Annotated in this window: 18 protein-coding genes; 15 read left to right on the forward strand and 3 right to left on the reverse strand. The window is 29.4% G+C overall.

Annotation, left to right across the window (positions count from 1 at the left end; genetic code table 11):
• Window positions 1–33 precede the first annotated feature (33 nt).
• Entirely contained in the window at window positions 34–1,674 is a 1,641-nt protein-coding gene (locus CHL78_RS11345; protein ID WP_094368038.1) for a glycoside hydrolase family 13 protein, read from the forward strand.
• Window positions 1,675–1,705: 31 nt separating this feature from the next.
• The gene (locus CHL78_RS11350; RefSeq protein ID WP_094368039.1) at window positions 1,706–3,973 is read left to right on the forward strand and encodes an alpha-amylase family glycosyl hydrolase; all 2,268 of its coding nucleotides are present in this window, start codon (window positions 1,706–1,708) and stop codon (window positions 3,971–3,973) included.
• Between the two features lie 89 nt (window positions 3,974–4,062).
• Here the strand turns inward: CHL78_RS11350 and CHL78_RS11355 are convergent, their stop codons facing one another.
• Window positions 4,063–5,118 (reverse strand): PTS transporter subunit IIC, encoded by a 1,056-nt coding sequence (locus tag CHL78_RS11355; RefSeq protein ID WP_330408622.1) that lies wholly within the window; start codon window positions 5,116–5,118, stop codon window positions 4,063–4,065.
• 308 nt (window positions 5,119–5,426) lie between these two features.
• Between CHL78_RS11355 and CHL78_RS11360 the strand changes: the two genes are divergently transcribed.
• From CHL78_RS11360 to eam, 3 genes are all read left to right on the forward strand, one after another.
• Entirely contained in the window at window positions 5,427–6,968 is a 1,542-nt protein-coding gene (locus CHL78_RS11360) for a hypothetical protein (protein ID WP_094368040.1), read from the forward strand.
• A 58-nt stretch (window positions 6,969–7,026) separates the two neighbouring features.
• Window positions 7,027–7,242: a hypothetical protein gene (locus CHL78_RS11365; RefSeq protein ID WP_408638606.1), complete on the forward strand. Its 216-nt coding sequence runs from the start codon at window positions 7,027–7,029 to the stop codon at window positions 7,240–7,242.
• A 222-nt stretch (window positions 7,243–7,464) separates the two neighbouring features.
• Complete coding sequence (eam, locus tag CHL78_RS11370) at window positions 7,465–8,748, forward strand: glutamate 2,3-aminomutase (RefSeq protein WP_094368042.1); 1,284 nt, start codon at window positions 7,465–7,467, stop codon at window positions 8,746–8,748.
• 64 nt (window positions 8,749–8,812) lie between these two features.
• On the opposite strand, the gene CHL78_RS11375 is transcribed toward eam, so the two are convergent.
• Window positions 8,813–9,160: a hypothetical protein gene (locus tag CHL78_RS11375; protein ID WP_094368043.1), complete on the reverse strand. Its 348-nt coding sequence runs from the start codon at window positions 9,158–9,160 to the stop codon at window positions 8,813–8,815.
• Between the two features lie 120 nt (window positions 9,161–9,280).
• Window positions 9,281–10,405 carry an AI-2E family transporter gene (locus tag CHL78_RS11380; RefSeq protein WP_094368044.1) on the reverse strand — a complete coding sequence of 375 codons (1,125 nt, stop codon included), beginning with the start codon at window positions 10,403–10,405 and terminating at the stop codon, window positions 9,281–9,283.
• Window positions 10,406–10,530: 125 nt separating this feature from the next.
• On the opposite strand from CHL78_RS11380, the gene cspBA reads away from it, so the two are divergent.
• The 10 genes from cspBA to CHL78_RS11430 all read left to right on the forward strand — a co-directional run bounded on the left by cspBA (window position 10,531) and on the right by CHL78_RS11430 (window position 26,061).
• A complete protein-coding gene (cspBA, locus tag CHL78_RS21340) occupies window positions 10,531–13,842 on the forward strand; it encodes a bifunctional germination protease/germinant receptor pseudoprotease CspBA (protein WP_094368045.1) in 3,312 nt (1,103 codons plus the stop codon).
• A gap of 11 nt (window positions 13,843–13,853) precedes the next feature.
• Window positions 13,854–15,545, forward strand: coding sequence for a bile acid germinant receptor pseudoprotease CspC (gene cspC, locus CHL78_RS11390; RefSeq protein ID WP_094368046.1), 1,692 nt, complete (start codon window positions 13,854–13,856; stop codon window positions 15,543–15,545).
• 80 nt (window positions 15,546–15,625) lie between these two features.
• Entirely contained in the window at window positions 15,626–15,829 is a 204-nt protein-coding gene (locus CHL78_RS11395) for a CDIF630_02480 family spore surface protein (RefSeq protein WP_243446424.1), read from the forward strand.
• Between the two features lie 269 nt (window positions 15,830–16,098).
• Window positions 16,099–17,466: a zinc ribbon domain-containing protein gene (locus CHL78_RS11400; protein WP_094368048.1), complete on the forward strand. Its 1,368-nt coding sequence runs from the start codon at window positions 16,099–16,101 to the stop codon at window positions 17,464–17,466.
• Window positions 17,459–17,941: a zinc ribbon domain-containing protein gene (locus tag CHL78_RS11405; protein ID WP_094368049.1), complete on the forward strand. Its 483-nt coding sequence runs from the start codon at window positions 17,459–17,461 to the stop codon at window positions 17,939–17,941. The genes CHL78_RS11400 and CHL78_RS11405 overlap by 8 nt, the downstream gene beginning before the upstream one ends.
• A 244-nt stretch (window positions 17,942–18,185) precedes the next feature.
• Complete coding sequence (locus tag CHL78_RS11410; RefSeq protein WP_094368050.1) at window positions 18,186–18,365, forward strand: hypothetical protein; 180 nt, start codon at window positions 18,186–18,188, stop codon at window positions 18,363–18,365.
• 24 nt (window positions 18,366–18,389) lie between these two features.
• On the forward strand, window positions 18,390–19,199 hold the full coding sequence (locus tag CHL78_RS11415; protein WP_094368051.1) for an ABC transporter ATP-binding protein: 810 nt from the start codon (window positions 18,390–18,392) through the stop codon (window positions 19,197–19,199).
• On the forward strand, window positions 19,189–21,225 hold the full coding sequence (locus tag CHL78_RS11420) for an ABC transporter permease subunit/CPBP intramembrane protease (protein WP_094368052.1): 2,037 nt from the start codon (window positions 19,189–19,191) through the stop codon (window positions 21,223–21,225). The genes CHL78_RS11415 and CHL78_RS11420 overlap by 11 nt, the downstream gene beginning before the upstream one ends.
• Before the next feature lie 140 nt (window positions 21,226–21,365).
• The gene (locus tag CHL78_RS11425; protein WP_094368053.1) at window positions 21,366–22,586 is read left to right on the forward strand and encodes an exonuclease SbcCD subunit D; all 1,221 of its coding nucleotides are present in this window, start codon (window positions 21,366–21,368) and stop codon (window positions 22,584–22,586) included.
• Window positions 22,573–26,061 carry an AAA family ATPase gene (locus CHL78_RS11430; protein ID WP_094368054.1) on the forward strand — a complete coding sequence of 1,163 codons (3,489 nt, stop codon included), beginning with the start codon at window positions 22,573–22,575 and terminating at the stop codon, window positions 26,059–26,061. The genes CHL78_RS11425 and CHL78_RS11430 overlap by 14 nt, the downstream gene beginning before the upstream one ends.
• Window positions 26,062–26,216: the final 155 nt, after the last annotated feature.

The following is a 26,216-nucleotide window of genomic DNA, read 5'->3' on the forward strand; positions in this document are numbered from 1 at the left end:
TTAATAAATAGATGGCATTAAGGGGGAAACAACATGTTAGAAAAAAAGTGGTGGCATAATTCTGTGGTATATCAAATATATCCAAGAAGTTTTTATGATAGTAACAATGATGGTATAGGAGATTTAAAAGGTATAATATCTAAATTAGATTATTTAAGAAAACTTGGAATAGATGTTATATGGTTATCTCCAGTGTATAAGTCTCCAAACGATGATAATGGATATGATATAAGTGATTATCGAGATATAATGGATGAGTTTGGAACTATGGAAGATATGGATAATCTTTTAAGTGAAGCGAATAGTAGAGGAATAAAGATCTTGATGGACTTAGTTGTAAATCATACATCTGATGAGAATATATGGTTTAAAAATGCAGTAAGAGATGAAAATAGTAAGTATAGAGACTACTATGTTTTTAGAAAGGCTGTAGATGGTAAAGTGCCTAATGATTTAGGTTCAATATTTAGTGGTAGTGCATGGGAGTTGGATGAGAAAAGTGGAGAATACTATCTACATTTATTCTCGAAGAAACAACCTGACTTAAACTGGGAAAATGAAGATATGAGAAATGAAGTGTATGACATGATAAACTTCTGGCTTGATAAAGGAGTTGGAGGGTTTAGATTAGACGTAATAGACCTAGTAGGAAAACAACCAGACCAATGTATAACAGGCAACGGTCCAAAACTTCATGACTATCTTCAAGAAATGAACTTAAGATCTTTTGGGAATAAAGATGTATTAACGGTAGGAGAAACTTGGGGAGCAACTCCTGAGATAGCAAAATTATATAGTAATCCTAACAGAAATGAGCTTAGCATGGTATTCCAATTTGAACATATAAGCTTAGATGAAATACCAGGAAAAAGTAAGTGGGATTTAGCACCACTTGACTTTATAAAACTAAAAGAAGTATTTAATAAATGGCAGACCGAGCTAAGCAATGATGGATGGAACAGTTTATTCTGGAATAATCATGACCTACCAAGAATCGTATCTAGATGGGGAAATGATAGTAAAGAATACAGAGAATTAAGTTCAAAGATGCTGGCAACTGTATTACATATGCAAAAAGGAACTCCTTATATCTACCAAGGTGAAGAAATAGGTATGACTAATGTGAAGTTTGATAGCATAGAGGACTACAGAGATATAGAATTATTAAATATGTACAAAGAACGTATGGAAAATGGATATCAAAAAGATGATATAATGAAATCTATTTATGCTAAAGGAAGAGATAATGCAAGAACACCTATGCATTGGGATGGTAGCATAAATGGAGGATTTAGTAATGTAGCGCCATGGATAAAAGTAAATCCAAATTATGTAGATATTAATGTTGAAAATAATTTAAAAGATAGTGATTCTGTATTTAATCACTATAAACAATTAATCAGTATAAGAAAAGAAAATGATGTAGTTGTTTATGGTGATTTTAAATTATTAGATAGAAATCACAAATCTATATTTGCATATATTAGAGAATTAAATAATGAAAGATTATTTATAGTGGCAAACTTTTATGTAAACAATGAAGAATTTATACTTGGAAAAGACATTAAATTCGAAGGGGTAGAAATTCTCTTAAGTAACTATAAAGATTCTAGTGAAGATATAGAAAAACTAAATTTAAGACCTTATGAAGCTATTATATACAAGCTTAAATAATTTATAAACATAATTTCAGGGAGAGATAATAATGAAAAGAATATGGTGGAAAGAAGCAGTAGGTTATCAAATTTATCCAAGAAGTTTTATGGATAGCAACAATGATGGTATAGGGGATTTACAAGGAATAATCCAAAAACTTGATTATATAAAAAATCTAGGTGTAGATGTAATATGGATATGTCCAATGTATAAATCACCTAATGATGATAATGGATATGATATAAGTGATTATAAGGATATAATGGATGAGTTTGGAAAAATGAGTGACTTTGATCAATTATTAGAAGAAGTTCATAAAAGAGATATGAAGCTAATAATAGACTTAGTTGTAAACCATACTTCAGATGAACACGAGTGGTTTATAGAATCAAAATCATCAAAGGATAACCCAAAGAGAGACTGGTATATATGGAAAGAAGGAAAAAATGGACTAGAGCCAAATAACTGGGAAAGTATATTTAGAGGTTCAGCTTGGGAAAAAGATGACAATACTGATGAGTACTTCTTACATATATTCTCTAAAAAGCAACCAGACCTAAACTGGGAAAATGAAGAAGTAAGAAAAGCTGTTTATGAAATGATTAACTGGTGGTTAGACAAGGGGATAGATGGATTTAGAGTAGATGCAATTAGTCATATTAAAAAAGAAGAGGGATTAAAAGATATGGATAATCCTGAAGGTCTTGAGTACGTTCCTTCTTTTGATAAGCATATGAATGTAAATGGTATACAGAAATTCTTAAAAGAGTTAAAAGAAGAGACTTTTTCTAAATATGACATAATGACAGTAGGAGAAGCCAATGGTGTGACAACTAACGATTGTCATGAATGGGTAGGAGAAGAAGAAGGAAAATTTAATATGGTATTCCAATTCGGTCACTTATCATTATGGGATTATAAAAAAGAAAAATCATTTGATGTATTAAAATATAAAAGAGAAATGAATAAATGGCAAGAAGCACTACATAATAAGGGGTGGAATGCACTATTTATAGAAAATCATGATCAGGTTAGGGTAGTATCTAACTGGGGAAATGATAATGAATATTTACCTGAAAGTGCAAAATCATTGGCTTTATCATACTTTATGCAACAAGGTACACCTTTTATATACCAAGGACAAGAAATAGGTATGACAAATATTCAGCTTGAAAGCATTAACAACTATGATGATGTTGGAACAATAAATGCTTATTATGAAGATATAGAAAAAGGAATAAGTGAAGAGGATGCACTAAAGAAAGTTTGGATGTCTTCTAGAGATAATTCTCGTACTCCAATGCAGTGGGATGATTCTAAAAATGCTGGATTTAGTAATTCAGATAATCTATGGTTTAGCTTAAATCCAAACTATGTAGATATAAATGTTAAGTCACAAGAAAAAGATGAAAACTCAGTACTTAATTTCTATAAAAGTATGATAAGAATAAGAAAAGAAAATAAAGCATTAATATATGGTAAATGTGAGATTCTTATGAAGTATGATGAGCAAATATATGCTTATGAGAGAGTACTAGACAATGAAAAGTTTGTAATTATATGTAATCTTAGTGATGAAGAAGCAGTATATAATCATGATGAAATAATTCTACAAAGAGATAATTTAATTTTATCGACTCATGATGTAGGACAACATAAGGAATTAAATAAATTTTATTTAAAGCCTTGGGAGTCTAGAATGTATAAAGCAGATTATCCAAAAAGAGAAAAGGAAAAAATGATAGATGGTGAGTTATACTTAGCATTTAAAAAAGAGTTATTTGATGAAAGACAGTATGCAAAAGAAGTACTATTTGACTATAATAACTTAAGACCAAGTATGGTGGATGAAAGAAATGAAATAATCAAAAATCTATTTGGGTCAACTACAAATAAGTTTTTTATAGAACCTCCATTTAGATGTGATTATGGATACAATATTACATGGGGAGATAATAGTTATGCTAACTATAATTTAACAGTACTTGATTGTACTACTGTTAGAGTAGGTAATAATGTACTTATTGGTCCAAATGTAAATTTATTTACAGCAGGTCACCCGGTAGATGTTGAGATGAGGGTAGATGGACTTGAATTTGCTAAGCCTATTACTATAGGAGATAATGTTTGGATTTGTGGAGGCGTTACTGTAAACCCAGGGGTAACGATAGGAGAAAACTCTGTAATAGCTTCAGGAAGTGTTGTTACTAAGGACATACCTAAAAATGTTGTGGCAGGTGGTAATCCTTGTAAGGTAATAAGAGAAATTAATGAAGAAGATAAGAAGAAATATTTTAAGGATTGTTATGTAAAATAATTATATTTTAAAATAATTCACAAAAAGCTATGAAATAGAGTAATTAAACTCTGTTTTCATAGCTTTTATACTTATTAAATATAGGAAGACTATAAGTTGATTTTTAAATCTCCGTCTTTTATAAGTCCTTTTTTTCTCATAACTGATGAGATAAGAAGAGTTAAAATAGCTGGTAATACAAATTGCAATAATAGTATACCAATCCACATAGATATTCCTGTCGTGCCTGATGCTTGCATTGCTGTTACAGTACCAAACTGACCTACAAGACCACTAGTCCCCATACCAGAGCCTATAGGTATATTTTCTAGCTTAAATACAGTAGTAGATAGAGGTCCGAGTATTACAGAAGCTAGAGTTGGTGGTATCCATATTTTCCAGTTTTTAATAATGTTTGGCATTTGTAACATTGATGTACCAAGACCTTGTGCAACTAACCCGCCAACTCCGTTTTCTTTATAGCCCATTACAGCAAATCCAACCATCTGACAACAACATCCAACAGTTGCTGCACCACCTGCTAGTCCACCTAGACTAAGCATCATACAAATAGCAGCACTGCTTATTGGAAGTGTAAGTGCAATACCTACCATTGAAGCAACTAAAGCACCCATAAGTACTGGCTGCATGTCTGTAGCACTCATGATAATATTTCCAAAAGCACTCATAAATGAAGATACTCCAGGACCTACAAACTGAGCAACAAGTACTCCTACTAATATAGTAAGGGCAGGTGTAACTAATATATCTATTTTTGTTTCTTTAGATATAAACTTACCACATTCAACAGAAATAACTGTAGCTATAAAAGCACCTACAGGTCCACCTAGCTCATTTCCACAAGCTCCAACTAAAGCCGATGAAAACATAACCAGTGGAGGGGCTTGAAGACCATAAGATATAGCAACTGCTATAGCAGGTCCAGTGACTTGCTTAGCCAAAGGGTTTATTACATCAGTAAAAAGAGTTATACCAAATTTATCGCCTATTGTGTTAAATATAGTCCCGATTAATAATGAAGAAAATAATCCAAGTGCCATATAGCTAAGAGCATCTATTAAATATCTTTGTATTGATATTTCTATGTTTTTACTTCTTAAAAATTCTTTAAAGTTCCGTTTTTTATTATTTTGAGTAGCAATCAATTCAATATCTCCCCCCTTAAAAATAAACTTATATGATTTAAGATTATTATATATCTTTTTAGGTGACAAGACAAATGTTATTTCACTTAGAAAAAATATAAATATATTGTATTCATTTAATATTGTTACAAAATTGTAAATATAATTATATAAGATAATAATTAACATACTTAAATTTAGAAGTAATTTTGTTTAAAACTTGTCCTATATAGTTTATAATTAGAGTATATAAATTTAAACATTTGGGTATAAATGTAAGAATGTAGAAGAGTAATGTCTATTACCAGTAATTAAAAGGAAGTGGATATATGAAATTTACTAAAAATAAAAATATAATAGCTTTAATAATATCTATTCCTATACTGATTATTGCTCAGTTTTACTTATTTAAAGTAGGAGCTATAAGTCCCTTAGTAAAGGGGGTAGATATTAAAGTATCAAGTGGTGACTATGTAAAAGACATAGACAAATATGTATTAAAATTAGACGAGCCAGTAGCCTTATCCATGGGTGACTTTGTTACAATGCCATCCTATGCTAAAGATCCTGACTTACAGTTTAATATATTAGATGATTCAGGAATACTAAAAATAGAGAATAACAACCAATTAGTAGGAGTAAAGGAAGGATATTCATCTATTGGTGTTATGAAAGGATCTAGAGTATTAAAGCAGGTAGCTGTTAGAGTTATTGATCCTTCAGTTGAAAGTCTTATAGTGTCTGTAGATAGAGAACTAAAATATGTAGATGATGCAACAACTATAAGTAGTATTGTAAAGGAAGATTATACTAAGTTTAAGGAAAAGAGTCAGGTGACTTATGAAAGTAGTAATGATGAAGTGCTTAGAATTGAAGATAATATAGTAACTGCAGTTGGTGTAGGAAAAGCGTCTATCATTGCAAAATCAAAAGATAAAGAAGAAGAATTAAGTTTTAATATTGAGGCAAGGATTGATAGTATTGAAATTAGTGATGTTATTGAAGTTGAGCTTAAACAATCTAAAAAATTAAGACCGAATATAATTACATCACCTAAAAATCTAGCCCATCCTAAAGTAAAATATAATTACCTTGATAAAAAAGAACCAATAGAAAGAGCAGTAGACTTAGATAAAGATGGAACAGTAGTTGGAATAAGATTAGGAGAAGATAGAATAAAAATAACTTGTGGAAACAAAGAAAAAATAGTAACTATAAAAGTTGTTGAAAACTCAATTACTAGTCAAGGTATAGAAAATATTAATGCAGACTTTGAGATAATAGATAATATAATGAGAATAAATATTAGCTGGGATTATATTGAAGGCATAAATGACTATAATATATTCTTAAGAAATAATTCATTAGATGAAAAACAATTTAAGAAATATCTAGAAGTCAAAGTAAACCCAAATGAATTAAATGGAAAAGCAAGGGTAGAAACAATTATAGAACTAGATATAACGGGTATTGAATATCCTGATATTTCATTATACGTAGAAGGAATTACTAAGTTTGGGCCAACAAAACGAAGTAACTTAGTACATTTAAAACGTGAGCCTGAAGCTCCGCCAGAAGACGAGGGTGAAAATACACCATTAGTTTTATCTGGAGGTATTGATAGTGAAAATAAAGTTATAAACCTTAGCTGGAACCAAGTAGGAAATGAAAATACTACCTATAGTGTTTATATAAAAGACAAAGAGAAAGGTGAAACTATATCTACAGTTTATAAGCAAGGAATAAAAGAGACTCAAATTACAATTCCTATAGATGGAGATAGTGTAGATATGGAAATTCATATTATTGCTGAGGGCGAAGGAACTACACTTGAGATGAGTAACACATTACCTTTAACTAATAAGGAATAAAAAATTAATTATCTTAATATAGTTTATACGGGAGAATTATATAAACTATATTAAGGGAGTGATTGTATTGTTAAGAAGATATAATCGCATAAGTGAGGTCTGTAAGGATCTAGCTGAGCAAGCATTTAAAGCATATACAGGTAAAAAGGATTATAAAAAAGCGATAGCAATTTACTGTATATTATCAGAATCTATATGTGTGCCAAAAGATATAGGTGATTTTTCTAAAACAATGCTTGCAAGATTGAGTAAAAAAATCGAAGATAATGCTTAATATAAAGTCTCGTATAAATTTCAATTTATGCGAGACTTTATTTTTTACATATAATGCAATATAACTTACGAAAAAAGTTATAATGTTGCAAAAAAACGTTTTTTATGTTATGATTAATTTTAAAATAAAATAAAGAGAAAAAACTGTTAAATTATATTCAATAAAATATTACTTAAGAAGGGGGGAATATCAAAGCATTATAAATGCTTTGATAGAAAGTAAATGATAAAAAATAAAGTAGTAAGTGAGCAAACTAAAATATCTTTACAAAGGGCAGAAGAACTAAAGTCAAGGATAGAAGATTATATTCAAATAAAGCCATCAATTCCAAAAGGAATAGAGAGAAAAGAAGAAATAAATGCAAGAAAAGCAAGAATATTAGAAGTGTTAGGTGCAACTGAAGAAGATTGGAACGAATATAAGTGGCAGTTATCAAATAGAATAAGCGATGCTGATACTTTAGCAAAAGTATTAAAGTTAACAGATAAAGAAATAAATCATATAAGAGAAGTGCAAAGTCAATTTAGATGGGCTATATCGCCATATTATTTAAGTCTAATTGATCCTGAAGATGCATGTGATCCAATAAAACTAATGTCTATACCTTCTATAGTAGAGTTAGATGATAGTCAAAATGATTTAGATCCAATGGGAGAGGAATTTACTAATCCAGCAGGTACTATAACTAGAAGATACCCAGATAGATTAATAATAAATGTAACAAATGAATGTGCAATGTACTGTAGACATTGTCAAAGAAGAAGAAATATAGGACAAGAAGATTGCCATAACTCAAGAGCAATGATACAAGAGTCTATAGACTATATAAGAGATAACGAAGAAATAAGAGATGTCTTAATAACTGGAGGAGACCCATTAACATTAAAGGATGATATGTTAGAGTGGATAATAAGTGAACTTAGAAAAATAGAACATGTCGATTATATAAGACTTGGTACTAGAACTTTAGTTACTATGCCACAAAGAATAACTGATGAATTCTGTGAAATGATTAAGAAGTATCATCCAATATATATAAATACTCACTTTAATCATCCAATGGAAATAACTGAAGAAACTAAAGAAGCTTGTACAAAACTTGCAAATGCAGGTGTACCACTTGGAAATCAAGCAGTTCTTTTAAATGGTGTAAATAATGATAAATTCGTTATGAGATGTTTAAATCATGAATTATTAAAAATAAGAGTTAAGCCATACTATATATTCCACAGTAAGCACGTTATGGGTACTAAGCATTTCAATACATCAGTAGATGATGGAATGGAAATAATGGAATATTTAAGAGGATATACTTCAGGAATGGCAATACCAACTTATATAATAAACGCACCAAAAGGAAAAGGCAAGACTCCACTTCTTCCTCAATATCTGATTTCTAAGGGAACAGATTATATAAAGATAAGAACTTGGGAAGGTGAAGTAATAAAGGTTGAAGATGAGCCAGCAATGGACGTTAAAAAGATGATATTAGATGCTATAAATTAAATAAAAACTCTTAGCTTTGAACATATACCCAAAGTTAAGAGTTTTTTTATTGCAAGTTTGGAATTTACTCTTTAATTGGAACTTGCTTTAAATATCCGCTTGGGTGGAAGAAGTAAATATTACCATTATTTTTATCAACAAAATAACCAATATCAGTTGGAACATTTGGCAGAAATACATACCCTTCTAAATTCTTTGATTTTAAAGATGGATATTCGCTAGCATCACCTTTATATATGTAATCAACCTTATTATTATATTTTAATAATATTTCCTTTGCTTCTTCTTGAGTTAAATGAATATTGTTTTTAGAACAAAATTCAGTATCATAAGCATTAATTGGATTGTATAAATACACTAATGAGAACATAAAAACAAATAAAATAAGTGAAGTAATAAAAGCTTTTTTCATATATAACCTCTTTCTATTTAAGTAAGAATCATTATTTATTTTGGCACTATATTAATGTTTTATACATTAATAGGTATTTAAAATAAAAAAGCTTAGCATATTATATGCTAAGCTTGTATTTTATTCTTCATCAGATTCAATATTACTATTTAATCTAGACATCAAGTCACTATGTTTGTATTCTACATAAGCACCAAGATATATCTTAATAACTCCCATAATAGGAACTGATAAAATCATACCAGGTATACCAAAGAATCCACCACCAACTGTAACTGCAAGAATAGTTAAAAATGGACTTAAATCAAGCTGGTCACCAACTATCTTTGGCTCTATTACTGCTACTTCAATTTGCTGTACAATCATCAAATAAATCAAAGAAATTAATGCAATTGATGGACTGTAGAATAAGTTTATTATTACAACTGGAGCCATACCTATTACTGGACCAAAATAAGGGATCATATTCATAAACCCCATCAAAGTACCAAATAGTAATGCATATTCTGATTTTATAAAGAAAAGACCTACAGCAGATAGTAGACCTACAATAAATGAGTCTAAAATCTTACCAGAGAAATACTTTCCAATATTCGAGTTTAAAGTTGAACAAATCTCAATAGTAAAGTCACCATATTTTTTTCTAAATATTATATATACTAACTTTTTAGAGAAAGATAAAAATCCCTCTTTGTCTTTAAGTATATAAAAACATATTACTACGGATAGGCCTAGTTGAACTATAAACTTACCTACAGAGAACGTAGTATTAAATATCTGCCCAAGAGAACCTACTAGTAAAGTACTTAGAGTAGGTATAACACTCATTATCTTATCTCCAGTTTCCTTTAAAACTTGAGGGTCTATATTTTTAAGACTTTCACCAGTGCTTATTAAAAACTCCTGAGTTTTTTGAGCATAAACTGGTAATTGATTTACAATATCTGCCAAGCTATTTACTAAAGCTGGAGCTGTAAATACTACAAATGTTGAAATTAAAAATATAAATATACCATAAGTTAAAAATAAAGAAGGCAACCTTGTAAGTTTAAGTTTGTCCTCAAAGAATTTAACTATGGGATTTAAGACATATGCTAATATAAAGGCTATTACAAATGGTGTTAATAATGATAACAGTAAGTTAAACACCTCAAAGAAGTACTTGTAATTGTCTATGAATTTAATCAAAATGTATGAGACAAGTACTGTGCCTATAATACGCAAGTAAATTTTTCTATCGTTCAATGTAACACATCCTTTTCACGTATTGATTTAACGCTTTTAGAATATTATACAATAAAATTAAGATAAGTACATATATATTAAATATAAGTTTAAAATTTGTAAGAAAAACAATTTTACTTACGGAGGTGATTACTATAGACTACGAAGTAATTGTAAAATATAATGGAGATATTTTGAAACTAGAAGAAGAACTCGGTGTAGATGTTGAAATACTAAGCTCAGGATATGCAATCATAACATCAAGTACAGAAGAAAATATAGATAGGTTACTAGATTATCCTGAAATAGAATATGTTGAAAAGCCATTTATTCTTGAAATACAAGATACACAAAGTTTTTCTAGTACGGGAATTACAGGATTTAAAAATAGAACTGGTTTAACTGGAAAGGGTACAATTATTGGTCTTATTGACTCCGGTATAGACTACACACTTCCTATATTTAAAGATAGTAACGGCAATTCAAAAATTCTATATTATTGGGATCAGTCAATTCAAGGAACACCACCAGAAGGATTTAGGGAGGGAACATTATATAATAATGAACAAATAAATAATGCAATTAATGGAGGAACCTACATACCTATTTCAACTACAAGTATGCATGGAACTCATGTTGGTGGAATAGCTTGTGGGATAGCCAATGAGGCAAGTATTATAGCTGTAAGGGTTGGTAATAGACAGACAGATGTATTTTCAAGAAGTACAGAATTTATGAGAGCGATTCAATTTATCTTAAATACTGCATTAAGGCTTAATATGCCTGTTTCTATAAATATAAGTTATGGTAGTAATGAGGGGTCTCATAGAGGGGAATCACTTTTTGAACAGTATATAGATGAGATGTGCTTATTTTGGAAAAATAATATAGTTGTAGCAGCAGGAAATAACGGAGATAAGGGTGGGCACAAGAGAATAAAGCTTACTAATGATGAAAATCAAGAAGTAGAGTTTGTAGTAGGTGCAAATGAAAAAATATTAAATATAAATATATGGCCAGATTATGTAGATGATTTTAATGTGCATCTAATTAGCCCTTCAAATAAACAGACTCAGCAGATTTCTATTACATCTGGTCAGATAAATAATAACATTGATGGAACTAGAGTTACAGGATATTTTTATCCAATCGAGCCATACTCACTTACTAGAAGAGTTACAATTCAATTAAGTTCTAATACTCAAATTAATTCAGGAATATGGAGAATAGTATTTACTCCAGTAGATATAGTTACTGGAAATATTGATATATACTTGCCTACATCAGAAGGATTAAGTAGAGATACTAGATTCTTGGCTCCAAGCGACGTATTAACAGTAACTGTACCAGGTACTGCAAGTAGGGTGATAACTGTAGGGAGCTTTAATTCTAGAACAGATACTGTTTCGGTATTTTCTGGAGTTGGAGATATAAATTCTGGAATATACAAGCCAGATTTATTAGCACCAGGTGAAAATATAGTTTCATATTTACCAGGAGGAACAACTGGAGCACTTACAGGAACTAGTATGGCAACACCTCACGTGACAGGAGTATGCTGTCTTTTGATGCAGTGGGGAATAGTAAATAGAAATGATTTATACTTATATTCTCAAAAAACTAGGGCATTATTAACTACTTATGCAAGAAGAAATGCTGGCGTAGAATATCCTAATAATTCTTCAGGTTATGGACTTTTAAATTTAAGAAATTTAAAGTTAGAGAATCTAACAGATATGAATCAAGATTTAGAAGTTTTTTCAAGAACATATCATAATAGGCAAATAAATAATAAGTTAATGAATAGGCAGAATATAAGACCAGGTATAGTTGTATATCATAATGCAAATTTTGATCAAGACTTACAAAACTTCCCATTAGAATACGAAGCTCTTAAAATAAGTGAAGGTCTAACTGTCCTATTTGCAACTGATGGTGTAGGTACGCAATTAAGCGAGATATTGAAGATTCCTTCTGTAATAAGAACTGAATCATTAATAAGAATGGCACCACTAGGGGAAGTGAGCCAAGGTACAACTAATGGAGTGGTAGCAACTGAAGAAATAGGAGCTAACTTTTTTAAAAATAATCCAAATATATCTATAACTGGAAAAGGCGTAGTTATAGCTATTGCAGATTCTGGTATTGACTATTTACATGAAGACTTTATATATTCTGATGGTACGTCAAAGATAGCTTATTTATGGGATCAAACTAAAGAAGGCAATCCACCTGATGGTTTTTATATAGGAACGGAATACACTAGAGAAGATATTAATAAGGCTATAGCAGATAAAGATGCAAGTTTGTCAAAAGATGAAATTGGTAGAGGTACTATGTTAAGTGGAATATGTGCTGGACTTGGCAATGTAAATCCTCAATATGCAGGTATTGCAGAAGATGCTGAACTAATAATTATAAAATTGGGTCAGATTGAGGGATATTATAACAATGCAATGACATTAGCATCTACCCAATATGCATATGCAAAATCAAGAGAGCTTAATATGGCACTAGCAGTTAATATATCTGTTGGAAGTAATAGTTTAATTGGATTAACTAATAGAACAAATGCTGAAAAGGCATACTTTGCAAGAGGGCTATGCTTATGCTCAGGAGCTGGGAATGAAGGAAACACTGAGACTCATGCTTCTGGAAGAATAAGTGCAGTGGGCGAGTCAGTTGATATAGAGTTAGAGATAACAGAAGAAGAAAAAGAAATACAAATAGAGATCTGGGTGGATAGACCAGATAAAGCTGATGTTTTAATAATATCACCTACAGGAGAGGAAAGTAGGAGTATGGGAGTAAGTTTTTATTCTGAAACCAATGGAATATTTGATTTAGAGGGTACTACTTATTCTATAATATATTCTTATCCAAGTTCTTATTCTGGACAGCAGTATACAGCTGTAATTCTTAATAATGTGAAAAGTGGTATATGGAAAATAAGATTAAAAGGTAACTATATAACCAATGGAAGATTTAATATGTATCTACCTAACAGAGTATTTTTAAAGCCAGGTACAAAATTTAGAGAATCAGACCCACTTTACACTATTACTTATAGCGGTGTGCAAGATGATTTAATAACAGTTGGAGCTTATAATACTATAAATAATAGCATATGGCCAACATCTTCAAGAGGACCTACTATTAGCAATAGACCTAAGCCAGACTTAGTTGCTCCAGGTGTAAATATTATTGCTCCTTATCCAGGTAATACTTATGGAACCATAACTGGAACAGCAGCAGCGTCTGCACATGTAACTGGAGCATCTGCTTTATATCTTCAGTATACATATGCTGATAGGAGATACCTGCATCAGGCATATGTACAAATGGTAAAGACTTTTATGCAAGCAGGAGCTACACGAAGTACAAATTTAGCTTATCCAAACAATACTTACGGATACGGACTATTAAATATTAGAGGGATGTTTGATCAACTAAGATAGGAGGGATAAATATGAAAAATAGTAGGATAAGTGAAAAGTCATATTACTTGATATATCAAGGTGATATAGTAACTGCTTTCGCTCTAAATAATATAGACAGATATGTAATTTTAAATACTCAATTGGCAGCAATATATGTCCCACTGGATTTTGATGAAGCTAAATTAAATAATATATATGAAGTTGCTTGGTGGAGTGAATCTTTACCTATGAGCTCTCTAATAGAAATCACCAATAATTTAGAAAATGGAGAGACTGTTACAAATGCAGCAGGAACTGAGTATATTTACAATAATCCATACAATAATGTTACTGGAAGTGGAATATTGATAGCTGTAATAGACTCTGGAGTCGATTATTTACATCCAGATTTAATAAATGAGGATGGAAGTAGTAAAATTGTTAGCTTATGGGATCAAGAAAGCAATACGAATACTCCTCCAGAAGGTATGATATTTGGAAGTGAATTTAGTCGGTCGGAATTGAATAAGGCCATAAGTGAAAATGATAATAGCCTAAGCGTGGATACAGTTGGAACAGGAACTATGGTATCTGGGATATTGGTAGGTTCAGGGAAAATAAATCCACTTTACAAAGGAGTAGCATTAGGAGCAGAGCTTGTAGTAGTAAAGTTAAGAGCATATGAAAGTACATATTATGAGGGAAAGATAAACTATACAGTTTCAGATTTTCTCTCAGCTATAACTTATGTACTTGATGTAGCAAGTAAAGAAAACAAACCTTTAATAATTAATTTAACAGTAGGCACTATGTCTGGTGCTGTTGCGAAAACAACTATTTTGGATACATATATTCAGTTAGGTCAAAGAGGAGTAGTTGTTGTAAGCGGAGCGGGAAATCAAGGAAACACTGATATTCACTATTCAGGTAGATTTACTAGTATGAATGAAGTACAGGACATTATTATTCAAGATGCGGAAGATCACTCACTTGATATAGTATTAAATACACAAGGACCAGATAAGATAAAAGCAATGATAATATCTCCATCAGGAGAGGTTAGTCATGAAGTAGGGTATGCACCAGATTACTATGTATATAGAGGTAAATTTAATTTAGAAAATACAACATACTCTATGAGATTCATTTATCCTTGGATAGCATCTGGAAAAGAACAACTTGAAATAAAGTTAAGGGATATAAAGCCTGGAGTGTGGACACTTCGACTAATGCCAGAATTTCTAATAAATGGGGGATATGATATATATTTGCCAAATAAAAACCTTATAGCCCAAAATACGAGATTTTTAGATCCAGATTCTGTAGCAACTATAACAATGTATGGCGCAGGGGAGGGAGTAATAACAGTTGGTGCATATAATAATAAGACCGATAGTATGTGGATTGGTTCGTCAAAGGGACCGATAAGAGATGCTACAATTAAGCCAGATATAGCTGCACCAGGTGTAGATATAATATCAACATATCTAAATGCAACATATAATACTGGAACAGGGACAGGGGTAAGTGCTTCTATAGTTAGTGGAGTACTTGCTCTAATAATGGAATATTTAGAAACACAAACAGAGTTAAGCTCTCTATCATTATTTACAGAAATACTAAAAAGTTATTTGATGCTAGGTGCAACAAAAAAAGCAATATATACTTATCCAAATATATCTCAAGGATATGGAGTTTTAAATTTAAAAAATACTATTCAACAGATTGCAAATAATCTATAAATTTACCATTACTTTCAATTTATATAATATGAATTGTAATTAAAAGAATGGTTAAAAATAAGATAAAAGAAAATAAAGAGGTGATTATTTTGCAAAGTAAAAAAGCAGAACCATTAAGTGGAAGAAATAATAGAAGATTAAAACTTAAAACTTCTGTTGATCAAAATAGTACAGCAGCATGGGCAGATATAGAAAATATGAGAGAGCATAGTAACACACCTGTACCATCATTAGAAAATGTAATTGAAGCAAAAGACTGGGTAGACAATGGAAGTCGTTTATAAAGTATAATTAAATTAGAAATACCTCAATAAATAGTTTGTTTATTGAGGTATTTTTAATTTGAAAGTATTTAAAGATAATTTAGAGTAAATACTGATAGATACAACTAGAAAATTTTATGAATTATACAAAACTTGATTATCAGTTAAGCTACAGTTAAGAAAACTTTTGTATAATAATATAAGAAATATAGCAACGGAAAATTTAATTTAATATTATTATATACAAAAAGTTGCAATAATTATAGATATATAAGAAACGGAGGAGTAAGATGGATAGTTCAGAATCGCGCAAAAATGAATTTAGAAACTATTACAAAGATGATGGAAGTTCAGTTAAAAATATAGGAATCAATAATTTTACACTGAAGAAAAAAATTAACTTAGACTGTAGTAATTGTAGTGGGAAAAATACTACAGGGAGTAATTATTGTAAGTTTTGTGGAGAATCTTTAGATGAAATTGTACCATTAAGAGGAAAGACAATTAGCTCAGATAACGGATTAAGAGGAATACTAGAAATTTGCAATATTAAAAGTGTTTTGTTAACAAGCGGATGTTCTGTTTTTATATTATTCTTAATATCATTACTACTTAAAATTACTATATATATGCATGGTAGCAAAATTAGTTCAATGATAAATCCAATACATATATTATTAGGAATGAATTTAGGTAGTCTAAATACTTATTCAAATTCTATGGTAGGTACAGGGCAGACAATATTAAGTGTAGGATTATTGGCATTACTGGTATTACCTGCAATAGCTTTAACTATATCTAATATTGTATTTTTAAAGAAGGAAAATAGAAATGCAAAAGAGACATTTATAAACTCGTTAGGTGTTGGTATTACATATGGTTTGATTTTAGCAATTTTAAGTATATCAACCAAGTCTAGAATAAGCTCAAATGATATGTTTAACTATGGATTTGTTGTAGGTTTTGAATATGATTTCTTAGGTGTATTAATTAATGGTATAATAATAGGATTTTTATGTAGTTTCTTTGTAGGATATAAAAAGAAGTATGAAAAAGATAATACATATTTGGCTATATTTAAAATAGCTGCAAAAACACTTATAATTGCCTATATATCGATATTTGTTATACTTATGTTACTGAAGTTAGGCAAGAGTAATTTCCTATTTGAATTAGGATTAGGTAGATTTGTTAATGACTTAAACTTAGGGGTATTACTATCACAAGTATCTGCTTATATATTTGCTATAGCAAATTTTGCAGTTGTAACAATAAATAATTCTACTATAGGTTTACTAAATATAGCAAGTAATGGTGATCTTAAACTTATAATTTATGCAATAACTGCTCTTACAGCATTAACTTTATTACTAGCTGGATGTAAATTAAGAACTAAATATAAATATGATGGAATTAAGCCAGTATTGGTTTTAAGTATATCTTATTCAATATTAATAGGAATTTTAGCTTTACTTACTAAAGTTTCAATTAATACTAGTGTAGGTATATTAAGTATAACAAATATTAATGCAGACATATTTATAGGATTTAGTGTGATTTCAGCAATGATAAGTTCTTTTATATACAGTTTTATAGTTGCGTTATTAGGATATAAACTAAATGTGCTTGATAATACAGTGGAGGATAAATATGAATAATATACAAATAAAATCTGAAAAGTTTAAGTTGGCTAAATTAATTGAAGAAGAAGAAATGAGAAAAGCTAACTTACTCTTACAAATGGGTGAGCTAACTTATCAAAAAATAAGAGAAAAGACTATAGTCGATTCTAGTTTTGAAGAACTTTGTAATTATATTATGGAGGCAGATAGCAATATCTATGAAAATCGTCTAAAAATAGAAGAGTTTAGTAATGTAAATTCAAAAGAAGTGTGTGAATGCGGAGAGATATGTAAATCTGGAAGCAAGTTCTGCCCATCTTGTGGAAATGAATTAAATATAAATAAATACAACAATATAGTTTGTAGCTTTTGTCATAAAGAAATAGAAAGTGATTCAAAATTCTGTATATGTTGTGGTAAAAAAGTTGACTCAACTTATGATGATTACCAAATAAATGAATATGTTATCGGAGATAATGACAATGATGATGATGAACCATATATAGATTAGAGAATATAAAAAAGATGCTAAAATTATTAAATTTTAGCATCTTTTTTATTATAAGTAAATTAAATTTAAAAAATATTATTAAATATAATTTACATTAAGATTAAAATTCATATAAATGACTTAAGGTAAATATAATGAAATATAAAATATATATTAAAATAATGTTAAAAAATTAGCTAATACTTCTTTATTATTGCTAAATATATACTATAATATAATTACAGGGGAGTTGAAAGGGGATTATATGAATAAAAGGGCACTTATATTTTGGGCAGTATTAATTTTAATATGTATAATATTATATTCGATTTTTTTGAATAGTGGAAACATTATAGGTGCAGCTATAGTTCTTGCAGCTATGATAAATTGTGCAATTTTATTAGTAAAAAGAAGTAAAAATAGTAATGATGATAATTACTTTTAAATAAATGAGGGGGAGAGTGGCACAGTGATACAAGTTAATAATCTTTGTAAATCTTTTACTAGGGTTGTAAAAGATAAAAGCGATAGTAAAAATAAAATACTAAAAAATAAAAAACTAAAGACTAAAAAAGAGGAGTTTCTAGCAGTAAATAATATAACATTTAATGCAGATAAAGGCGAAATAGTAGGTATATTAGGACCAAATGGAGCAGGTAAAACTACATTACTTAGGATGTTAGGCGGAATCCTTACTCCAACATCTGGAGATATATGTGTATCAGGACATAACTATGCACTTGATAAAAATGCAGCTAAAAAAGAAATTGGTTACTTATCAGGAAATACAAAGCTATATAATAGACTTTCACCTAGAGAGTTATTAACTACATTTGGAAATCTTTACGAGATGTCAAATGAGGAAATAGAAAAGTCTATAGAGGAAGTAATAAAAGTTATGGATATGGAAAAGTTTATCGATAATAGAATAGAAAACCTATCAACAGGGCAGACCCAACGTGCATCTATAGCAAGATGTCTAATACACTCACCTAAGATTTACATATTTGATGAACCAACCCTAGGGCTTGATGTAATAAGCAGTAAATCTATTATAGAATTTATGAAAAATGAAAAGAAAAACGGTAAGACAGTACTATATTCTACTCATTATATGGAGGAAGCAGAAACTCTATGTGACAAGATTGTGATGATACATCAAGGAGAGATTATAGCATCAGGAACACCAGATAGTTTAAAAGAAGAAACCAGCACTACAAACTTAAGAGATGTATTTATAAAACTTGCGAGCGAAAGAGGTGAGTTGATTGAGGACTAAGATTGTAAAATATATCTTAAAAAAAGAATTGCTAGATATACTAAGAGATAAAAAAACTATATTTATGATGATTATTTTACCTCTAATACTGTATCCAGTACTTTTAATAGGTATGACTCAAGTAATGTCTATGTCTATGAATAGTATGAATCAACAGGAACTTACTGTAGGAATAAGTAAAGAACTAGACGGTGACTTATCAAAAGTCGTTGATGAACTAAATAATGAGAACAGTCATAACGATGGAGAATTAAACTTTGTAAGTGTAGAGGATTATGAGAAATCACTTGAGGAAAGTAGAATAGATGCTTATTTAAGTGTTGATGATAATAAAAACTATAAGATATACATAAATTCTTCGCAAAATAATTCAAATACAGCATTATCAAAAATAGAAAAAGCATTAGATAAATATAAAGAATTAAAAGTAGAAGAAAAGTTAAGCGAAGAAGGGCTAGATGTAAAATCAACATTAGAACCTATATCATATGAATCTGTTGATTTAGCAAAAAATGAAGAGTTAGCAGGTAGCTTTTTAGGACAATTACTTCCATTTATATTAGTGATGGGTGTATTATTAGGGGCTATATACCCTGCTATAGATGTAATGGCTGGCGAAAAGGAAAGGGGAACACTAGAAACATTGTTTACGCTACCAATAAGCAACCTAGAACTTGTAATGGGAAAATATCTTGCGGTATCTTTTAGTGCAATAGTTACGGCAGTACTTAATGTATTCTCTATACTTTTAACTATGGTATTCTTAGTAACGAGTAGTGGTTTATCAGGTGAGCTCGGAATAGATAGCTTTAAATTTAAAAGTTTAGTGCTGCCTATTATAATAACAATAGTTTGTATAGGACTGTTTGCAATGGTAGTATCAGCAGTAGTTATGTGTGTATGCTCTCTTGCAAAAAATTTCAAAGATGCTCAAAATTATATTACTCCTGTTATGCTTTTAGTTATGATACCATCGTATGTATCTATGATTCCTACCATAGAGTTGGATACATTTACAGCTACAATTCCTGTTGTTAATATATCACTCTTAATTAAGAGTGTACTATCATTTAAAAGTGACTTAAGTTTAATAGCTTTGGTACTTGTATCAAATCTTGCATTCGTATTTTTATCAGTATTACTCTTATCTAAAATGTTTAACTCAGAGGATATATTATTTGGAAACAACAAGAGTTTTTCATTTTTAGAAAAAAGGAGCAACATAAAAAAAGGAACAATACCAGGTATAAGCGATGGAGTAGTTTTATATGGAGTAGGATTATTACTATTTATATATATTGGTAGTCTTGTTCAAATGAAATTTGGGATGACAGGGTTAGGAATTACTCAAATTATGATTATTGGTCTTCCATTGATATTTGCACATTATATAAAAACAGATTTTAAAAAGACATTTAGTTTAAATATACCAGAGATTAGTCATCTTATTTCTGGAGTAATCCTTTGGATTGGAGCATATATACTTGTAATGCTTACTACTCAGATTATGTTATATATATTCCCACAAAATATGGAAGCCTTAGAAGGGTTAAGTAAAGCATTGTTTGGTGAAGACAACTTCTTAGTAAACTTATTTGTAGTAGCTATAATGCCGGCAATATGCGAAGAGATATTCTTTAGAGGATTTTTATTTACTTCATTTAGAGGTAAGAAATCAGTTAAAGGAGCAATTCTTGGAAGTGCGATTTTATTTGCATTTATGCATATAGAATTTATAAAGATATTACCTATAACAATACTAGGTAGTGCACTAGCTTACTCTGTTTATAAATCAGGATCTATATATGTATCAATGTTAATTCATTTCTTAAATAATGGGCTGGCAGTGGTAGTGAGCCATTATCCTAATGGTAAGCTAGCAGCGTTATATAGCTTACTAGAAGTAGATTTTGGTAATCCAAACTGGATAAAAATTATAGGACTGATAGTGATAAGCGTATTGTTAATTGGTATATCTGCTTTAATATTTAATGGATCGAAAAAGAAAGGAAAAGTAGAAGCTTAATATTAGAAGCTATGTTTTAATATATTTAAAACATAGCTTTTTTGATTAAGGTTTTTGTAATTGAATGAGAACTTTTGTTTGAGGATAATATATAAAATGGTATAATTTAAACATGAAATTATATAAACGTGGAGGGATTTATGAAAATACTACACACTGGAGATTGGCATTTAGGAAAAAATCTAGAAGGTCAAAGTAGAATGGATGAACAAGAGAAGTTTCTAAATGATTTTGTAAATATAGTAGAAGTAAATAATATAGATTTAGTGATAATAGCAGGAGATGTTTATGATACTAGCAACCCACCTGCAAGAGCTGAAAAAATGTTTTATGATACTTTAAAGAAGATATCATCAGATGGAAAAAGATTAACGTTAGTAATAGCAGGAAATCATGATAATCCAGAAAGGCTTATAGCAGCAGGACCTCTTGCAAGAGATCATGGAATTATTATGGTAGGTACACCTAAGACTGTTGTGCAAACAGGAGACTATGGAAATCATAAAATCGTAAAATCTGGAGAAGGATTTGTAGAGTTGGAGATAAATGGAGAAAATGCAGTAGTTTTAACAATACCTTACCCAAGTGAAAAGAGATTAAATGAAGTATTGTATGGTGAAATGGATGATGATGAAGCTAGATTAAAGTCTTATAGCGATAGAATACATACTCTATTTGATAACCTTAAAGAAAACTATAGGGAAGATACTATTAATCTTGTAGCATCTCATTTATTTGCAATGGGAAGTGAAGAAGGAGGATCAGAGAGAAGTATACAGTTAGGTGGAAGCTATATAGTAAATGGAGGTTGTTTTCCAAAAGAAGCTCAATACATTGCACTTGGTCATGTACATAAACCTCAAATTGTACCTGGTACGGAGAAGAGAGCAAGGTACTCAGGATCTCCTATTCATTACAATAAAAAAGAGATTAACTATGTAAAAAAATGCTTCATAATAGAAGCTCATCCTAAGGAAGATATAAGTATAGAAGAAGTTGAATTTAAAGTATATAAGCCAATTGAAATATGGAAGTGTGACGGAATAGAAGCTGCAATAGAAATGTGTGAAGAAAATAAGGATAGAAATTGCTGGGTATACTTAGAGATTTCTACAGATAAATATATAAATGAAAATGAAATTAAAACGATGAAGGACTTAAAAAAAGACATATTAGAAATTATGCCTAAAATAAAAGGTATAGATGAAGAAGAGGACGTTTCTAGTCTTTCTGAGAAGTCCTTTGAAGATATGTTTAGAGAGTTTTACAAAAAAGAAAGAGATGTAGAAGTAGAACAAAATGTAGTTGATGTGCTTCTTAGTATAATCTGTAAAGAGGGGGATGAAAATGAAGCCAATTAAACTAAAAATAAAAGGTGTAAATAGTTTTATAGAAGATCAAACTATAGATTTTGAAAAATTAACTGATAGAGGATTCTTTGGAATATTCGGTCCTACAGGAAGTGGAAAATCAACAGTGCTTGATGGAATAACTCTAGCACTTTACGGAGAACTAGCTAGAAAAAGTTCTAACTATATAAATACAAACTGTAATGAAGCAAGTGTTAGCTTTGAGTTTCAAATATCGGGTGCAAATACTAAGAAATATGTAGTTGATAGGCAGTTTAAAAGGGATAATAAAAGTGGAAATCCTAGAACATCAGGCGCTAAGCTAATAGATATAACTGAAGAAAAAGAAGTAATAGCTAGTGGTGTAAAACCTGTTACAGAGGCATGTAGAGAAATTATAGGTCTTAGTTTAGATGATTTTACAAGAACGGTAGTGCTTCCACAAGGAAAGTTTAGTGAGTTTTTAAAATTAGAAGGTAAGCAAAGGCGTGATATGCTAGAAAGATTATTTAATCTTCAACAATATGGAGATAACCTAGCAGCAAAACTATCTAAAGCTATAGGCAAAGAAAGAAGTGAGAATCAATTTTTACTAGGCCAACTGGAAACTTTTGAAGATATAAGTGAAGAGGCTTTAGAAAATAAAAATAAAGAATACGATGAATTCAAGATAAAGCTAGATAAGTTAAATGATGAATTACAAAATATATTAAAAAACTTTGAAGAAAGTAAGGAAGTTTGGAATCTTCAACTTGAATTAGAGAACTATAAAAAATATAAAGAAGAGCTAAATGAAAGAAAAGGTGAGATAGATAAAGATTCAGTTAAAATAACTCTAGGTGAAAGTGCACAAAAGATATTTCCTTATATAAAATCTTATGAAACTACTATAAAAGAAATAGAAGTATGCGAACTACAGTTAGAAAAGCTTAAGATAGATATAGAAAAAATAAAGACTTCTAAAGAAGAAATTGATTTAAAATATAAGGAAATAAATTTTAAGAAAGACAATAAACTTCCAAAGTTATTGAAAAAACAAGAGAGAATAGAATCATCAATAGAAGAAAAGAAAAAGCTAGATGTATTGATTAAAGAAATAAATGAAATTAAATCAAAAATAATACAAGTTGAAGATAGAATAAAAAATGGTGAAGTATTTCTAAAAGAAAAAGAAAATACTTTAAATGAGAGTAATGAAATACTAAAAATATCTCATGAAAAATACGATAAATTAAAAATTGATGAATCATTTAAATCTAAGATTAACGAAGGTATAATATTAAATCAAAGACATGAAGATATGACTAGTCAGGTTAATAAGGATAACTTAAAAATAGAAGAACTAGATACTGAAGCTAAAAAGCTATCAACAGATAAAGATACTATTTTAAACTTATTAAATGAAAAAGATTGTACATTAAAAATTGATGGAGAAAAATTAGAAAGTTTAATTAAAAATTGTCCAGGTTCACAAGATACTTTATTAAATCTACAATCAAAACTATCAATAAATAAGGATAAATGGGACAAGTTTAATAACTTATTATCACAAATTGAAAAATCAGAGAAATTAATAGTAAGCTTAAATGAAAATATAGATAATGGTATTAAAGAAAGAGAAAAATTAAATAAAGAATTAAATACTTTAAAGTTTGAACAAGAAGCTATAAAGATAGAAAGATTAGCAAAAGAGTTAAGAGAAAATTTAAAAAGTGAAGAGCAATGCCCTGTTTGTGGATCTGTGCATCATGAATTTGAAAAATTAAAAGTTACAGAGTCTGATGCACCTGATAAATCAGAAGAAATAAATTTAAAAGAAATAAAACTAAAAACAATAGAACAAGATATTATCAAAAATGAGACTATTAAAAAGGGTGAGGACGAAACCATTAACAAAAACAGTCTTGAGATACAAAATCTAGGAGATGATTTTAAAGACTCTACTGTAGAAAAACTAGAGGATGAATTTATAAAATTAAAAGGTTCTATTGAAAAGTATAATAGAGAAAAGGAAGCTATAGAACTAAAGATAAAAGTACTAAGAGAAGAAAAGATTAACTTGGACAGTAATCTTTCAAACTTAAATAAAAATATTGAAAGAAATAAGTTACAAACTGAAGAATATAAAAAGGATTTAGATTCGAAGACTAAACTATTGAGCGAAATTAACTTAAATTTAAATAAAATAAAAGTAGAAACAAAGGTAGAAAATTTTATTGAGGAAAACAAAAAGATATTAGAAGTAGAAAAAGAAAGAGATGCTATTGAAAATAATATTAAATCATGTAGAGAAACAATAGAAAAAGCTATAATAGATAAAGATAAAGCGGCTGATAAATTAAACGATTTAAAAGCTAGTTTAGTTAGAGGAAATACATTATTAGATGAAAAGGAAGTTAATAAAGTTAGCATTATAGAATCAATAAATGAGAAAGTTGGCACTTTAGAAAATCTAGATGATTTACTTCAAAATGTAAATAATCAAATAATAAGTATACAAGATAATTTCAATAAAATAACTAAGGACAAAGAAGAGATAGAAAAAATTGATAAAGCACAAAATGAAAACTACATAGCTATAGTAACTAAAAACAACGAATTAAATTCAAGAAGTACAAAAGAAAAAGAGTATATAGATAAATTAATAAAAGAAGAAAACTTTAAAGACAAAGATGAAGTAAAGTCAAATTTAATATCTAAAGAAGAAATAAGTTTACTTAAGAAAAAAGTAGAAGACTACAAAGAAAATATAGCTAAGATTTCAGGTGCAATAGAAAGTTCACTTAAAAAAATAGATAATAGATTAGTAAGTGAAGAACAATGGAATGAAGTAAATAGACTGAAGGCTGAAAAAGAAGATGATATTAAAAAGGCCAATGAAGAAAAAGTTAATTTAGAAAATGAAGTAAAAATAATTAAAACAAAGCTTAAGGAGCTAGAGGGTCTAGTAGATAAGAAAAAGAAATTAGATGAAAAACTTGGAATACTTTCAGACTTAGAAAAGTTATTTAAAGGTAAGAAATTTGTAGAGTTTGTAGCTAAAAATCAACTTAAATATATATCGATAGAAGCATCAAAAAGACTTAAGGAAATTACAGGTGGAAACTATGGTCTTGAAGTAAATGAAGATGGTAAATTTATAATTAGAGACTATAAAAATGGTGGAGCTCAAAGAGATGCTTCTACGTTATCTGGAGGAGAAACATTCTTAACCTCATTAGCTTTAGCGCTAGCTTTATCTTCTCAGATTCAGTTAAAAGGAACTGCTCCACTTGAGTTATTCTTCTTAGATGAAGGGTTTGGAACGCTTGATGATAATTTATTGGAAGTAGTTATGAGTTCATTGGAGAGAATTCATAATGATAAACTAAAAGTGGGTATAATAAGTCATGTTGAATCTATAAAAAATAGAGTACCAGTAAAGCTTATCTTAAGTCCTGCTCAGTCTGGAAAGGGCGGTAGTAAAGTTAAAATAGAGAGAAGTTAAAGATTTTAAAATGAAAATACAACTAAATATTTATATATTTTGAATTCTATATTTAGGAGCTATTTAATAATAGCTCTTTTTTATGCATTTTTACCTTAATTCCTTGACAACTATTACGGTTGACGATATACTTTTATTACGGAAGTCGATATATC

The organism is Romboutsia weinsteinii, from assembly GCF_002250835.2.
GTDB classification, from domain to species: Bacteria; Bacillota; Clostridia; order Peptostreptococcales; family Peptostreptococcaceae; genus Romboutsia_A; species Romboutsia_A weinsteinii.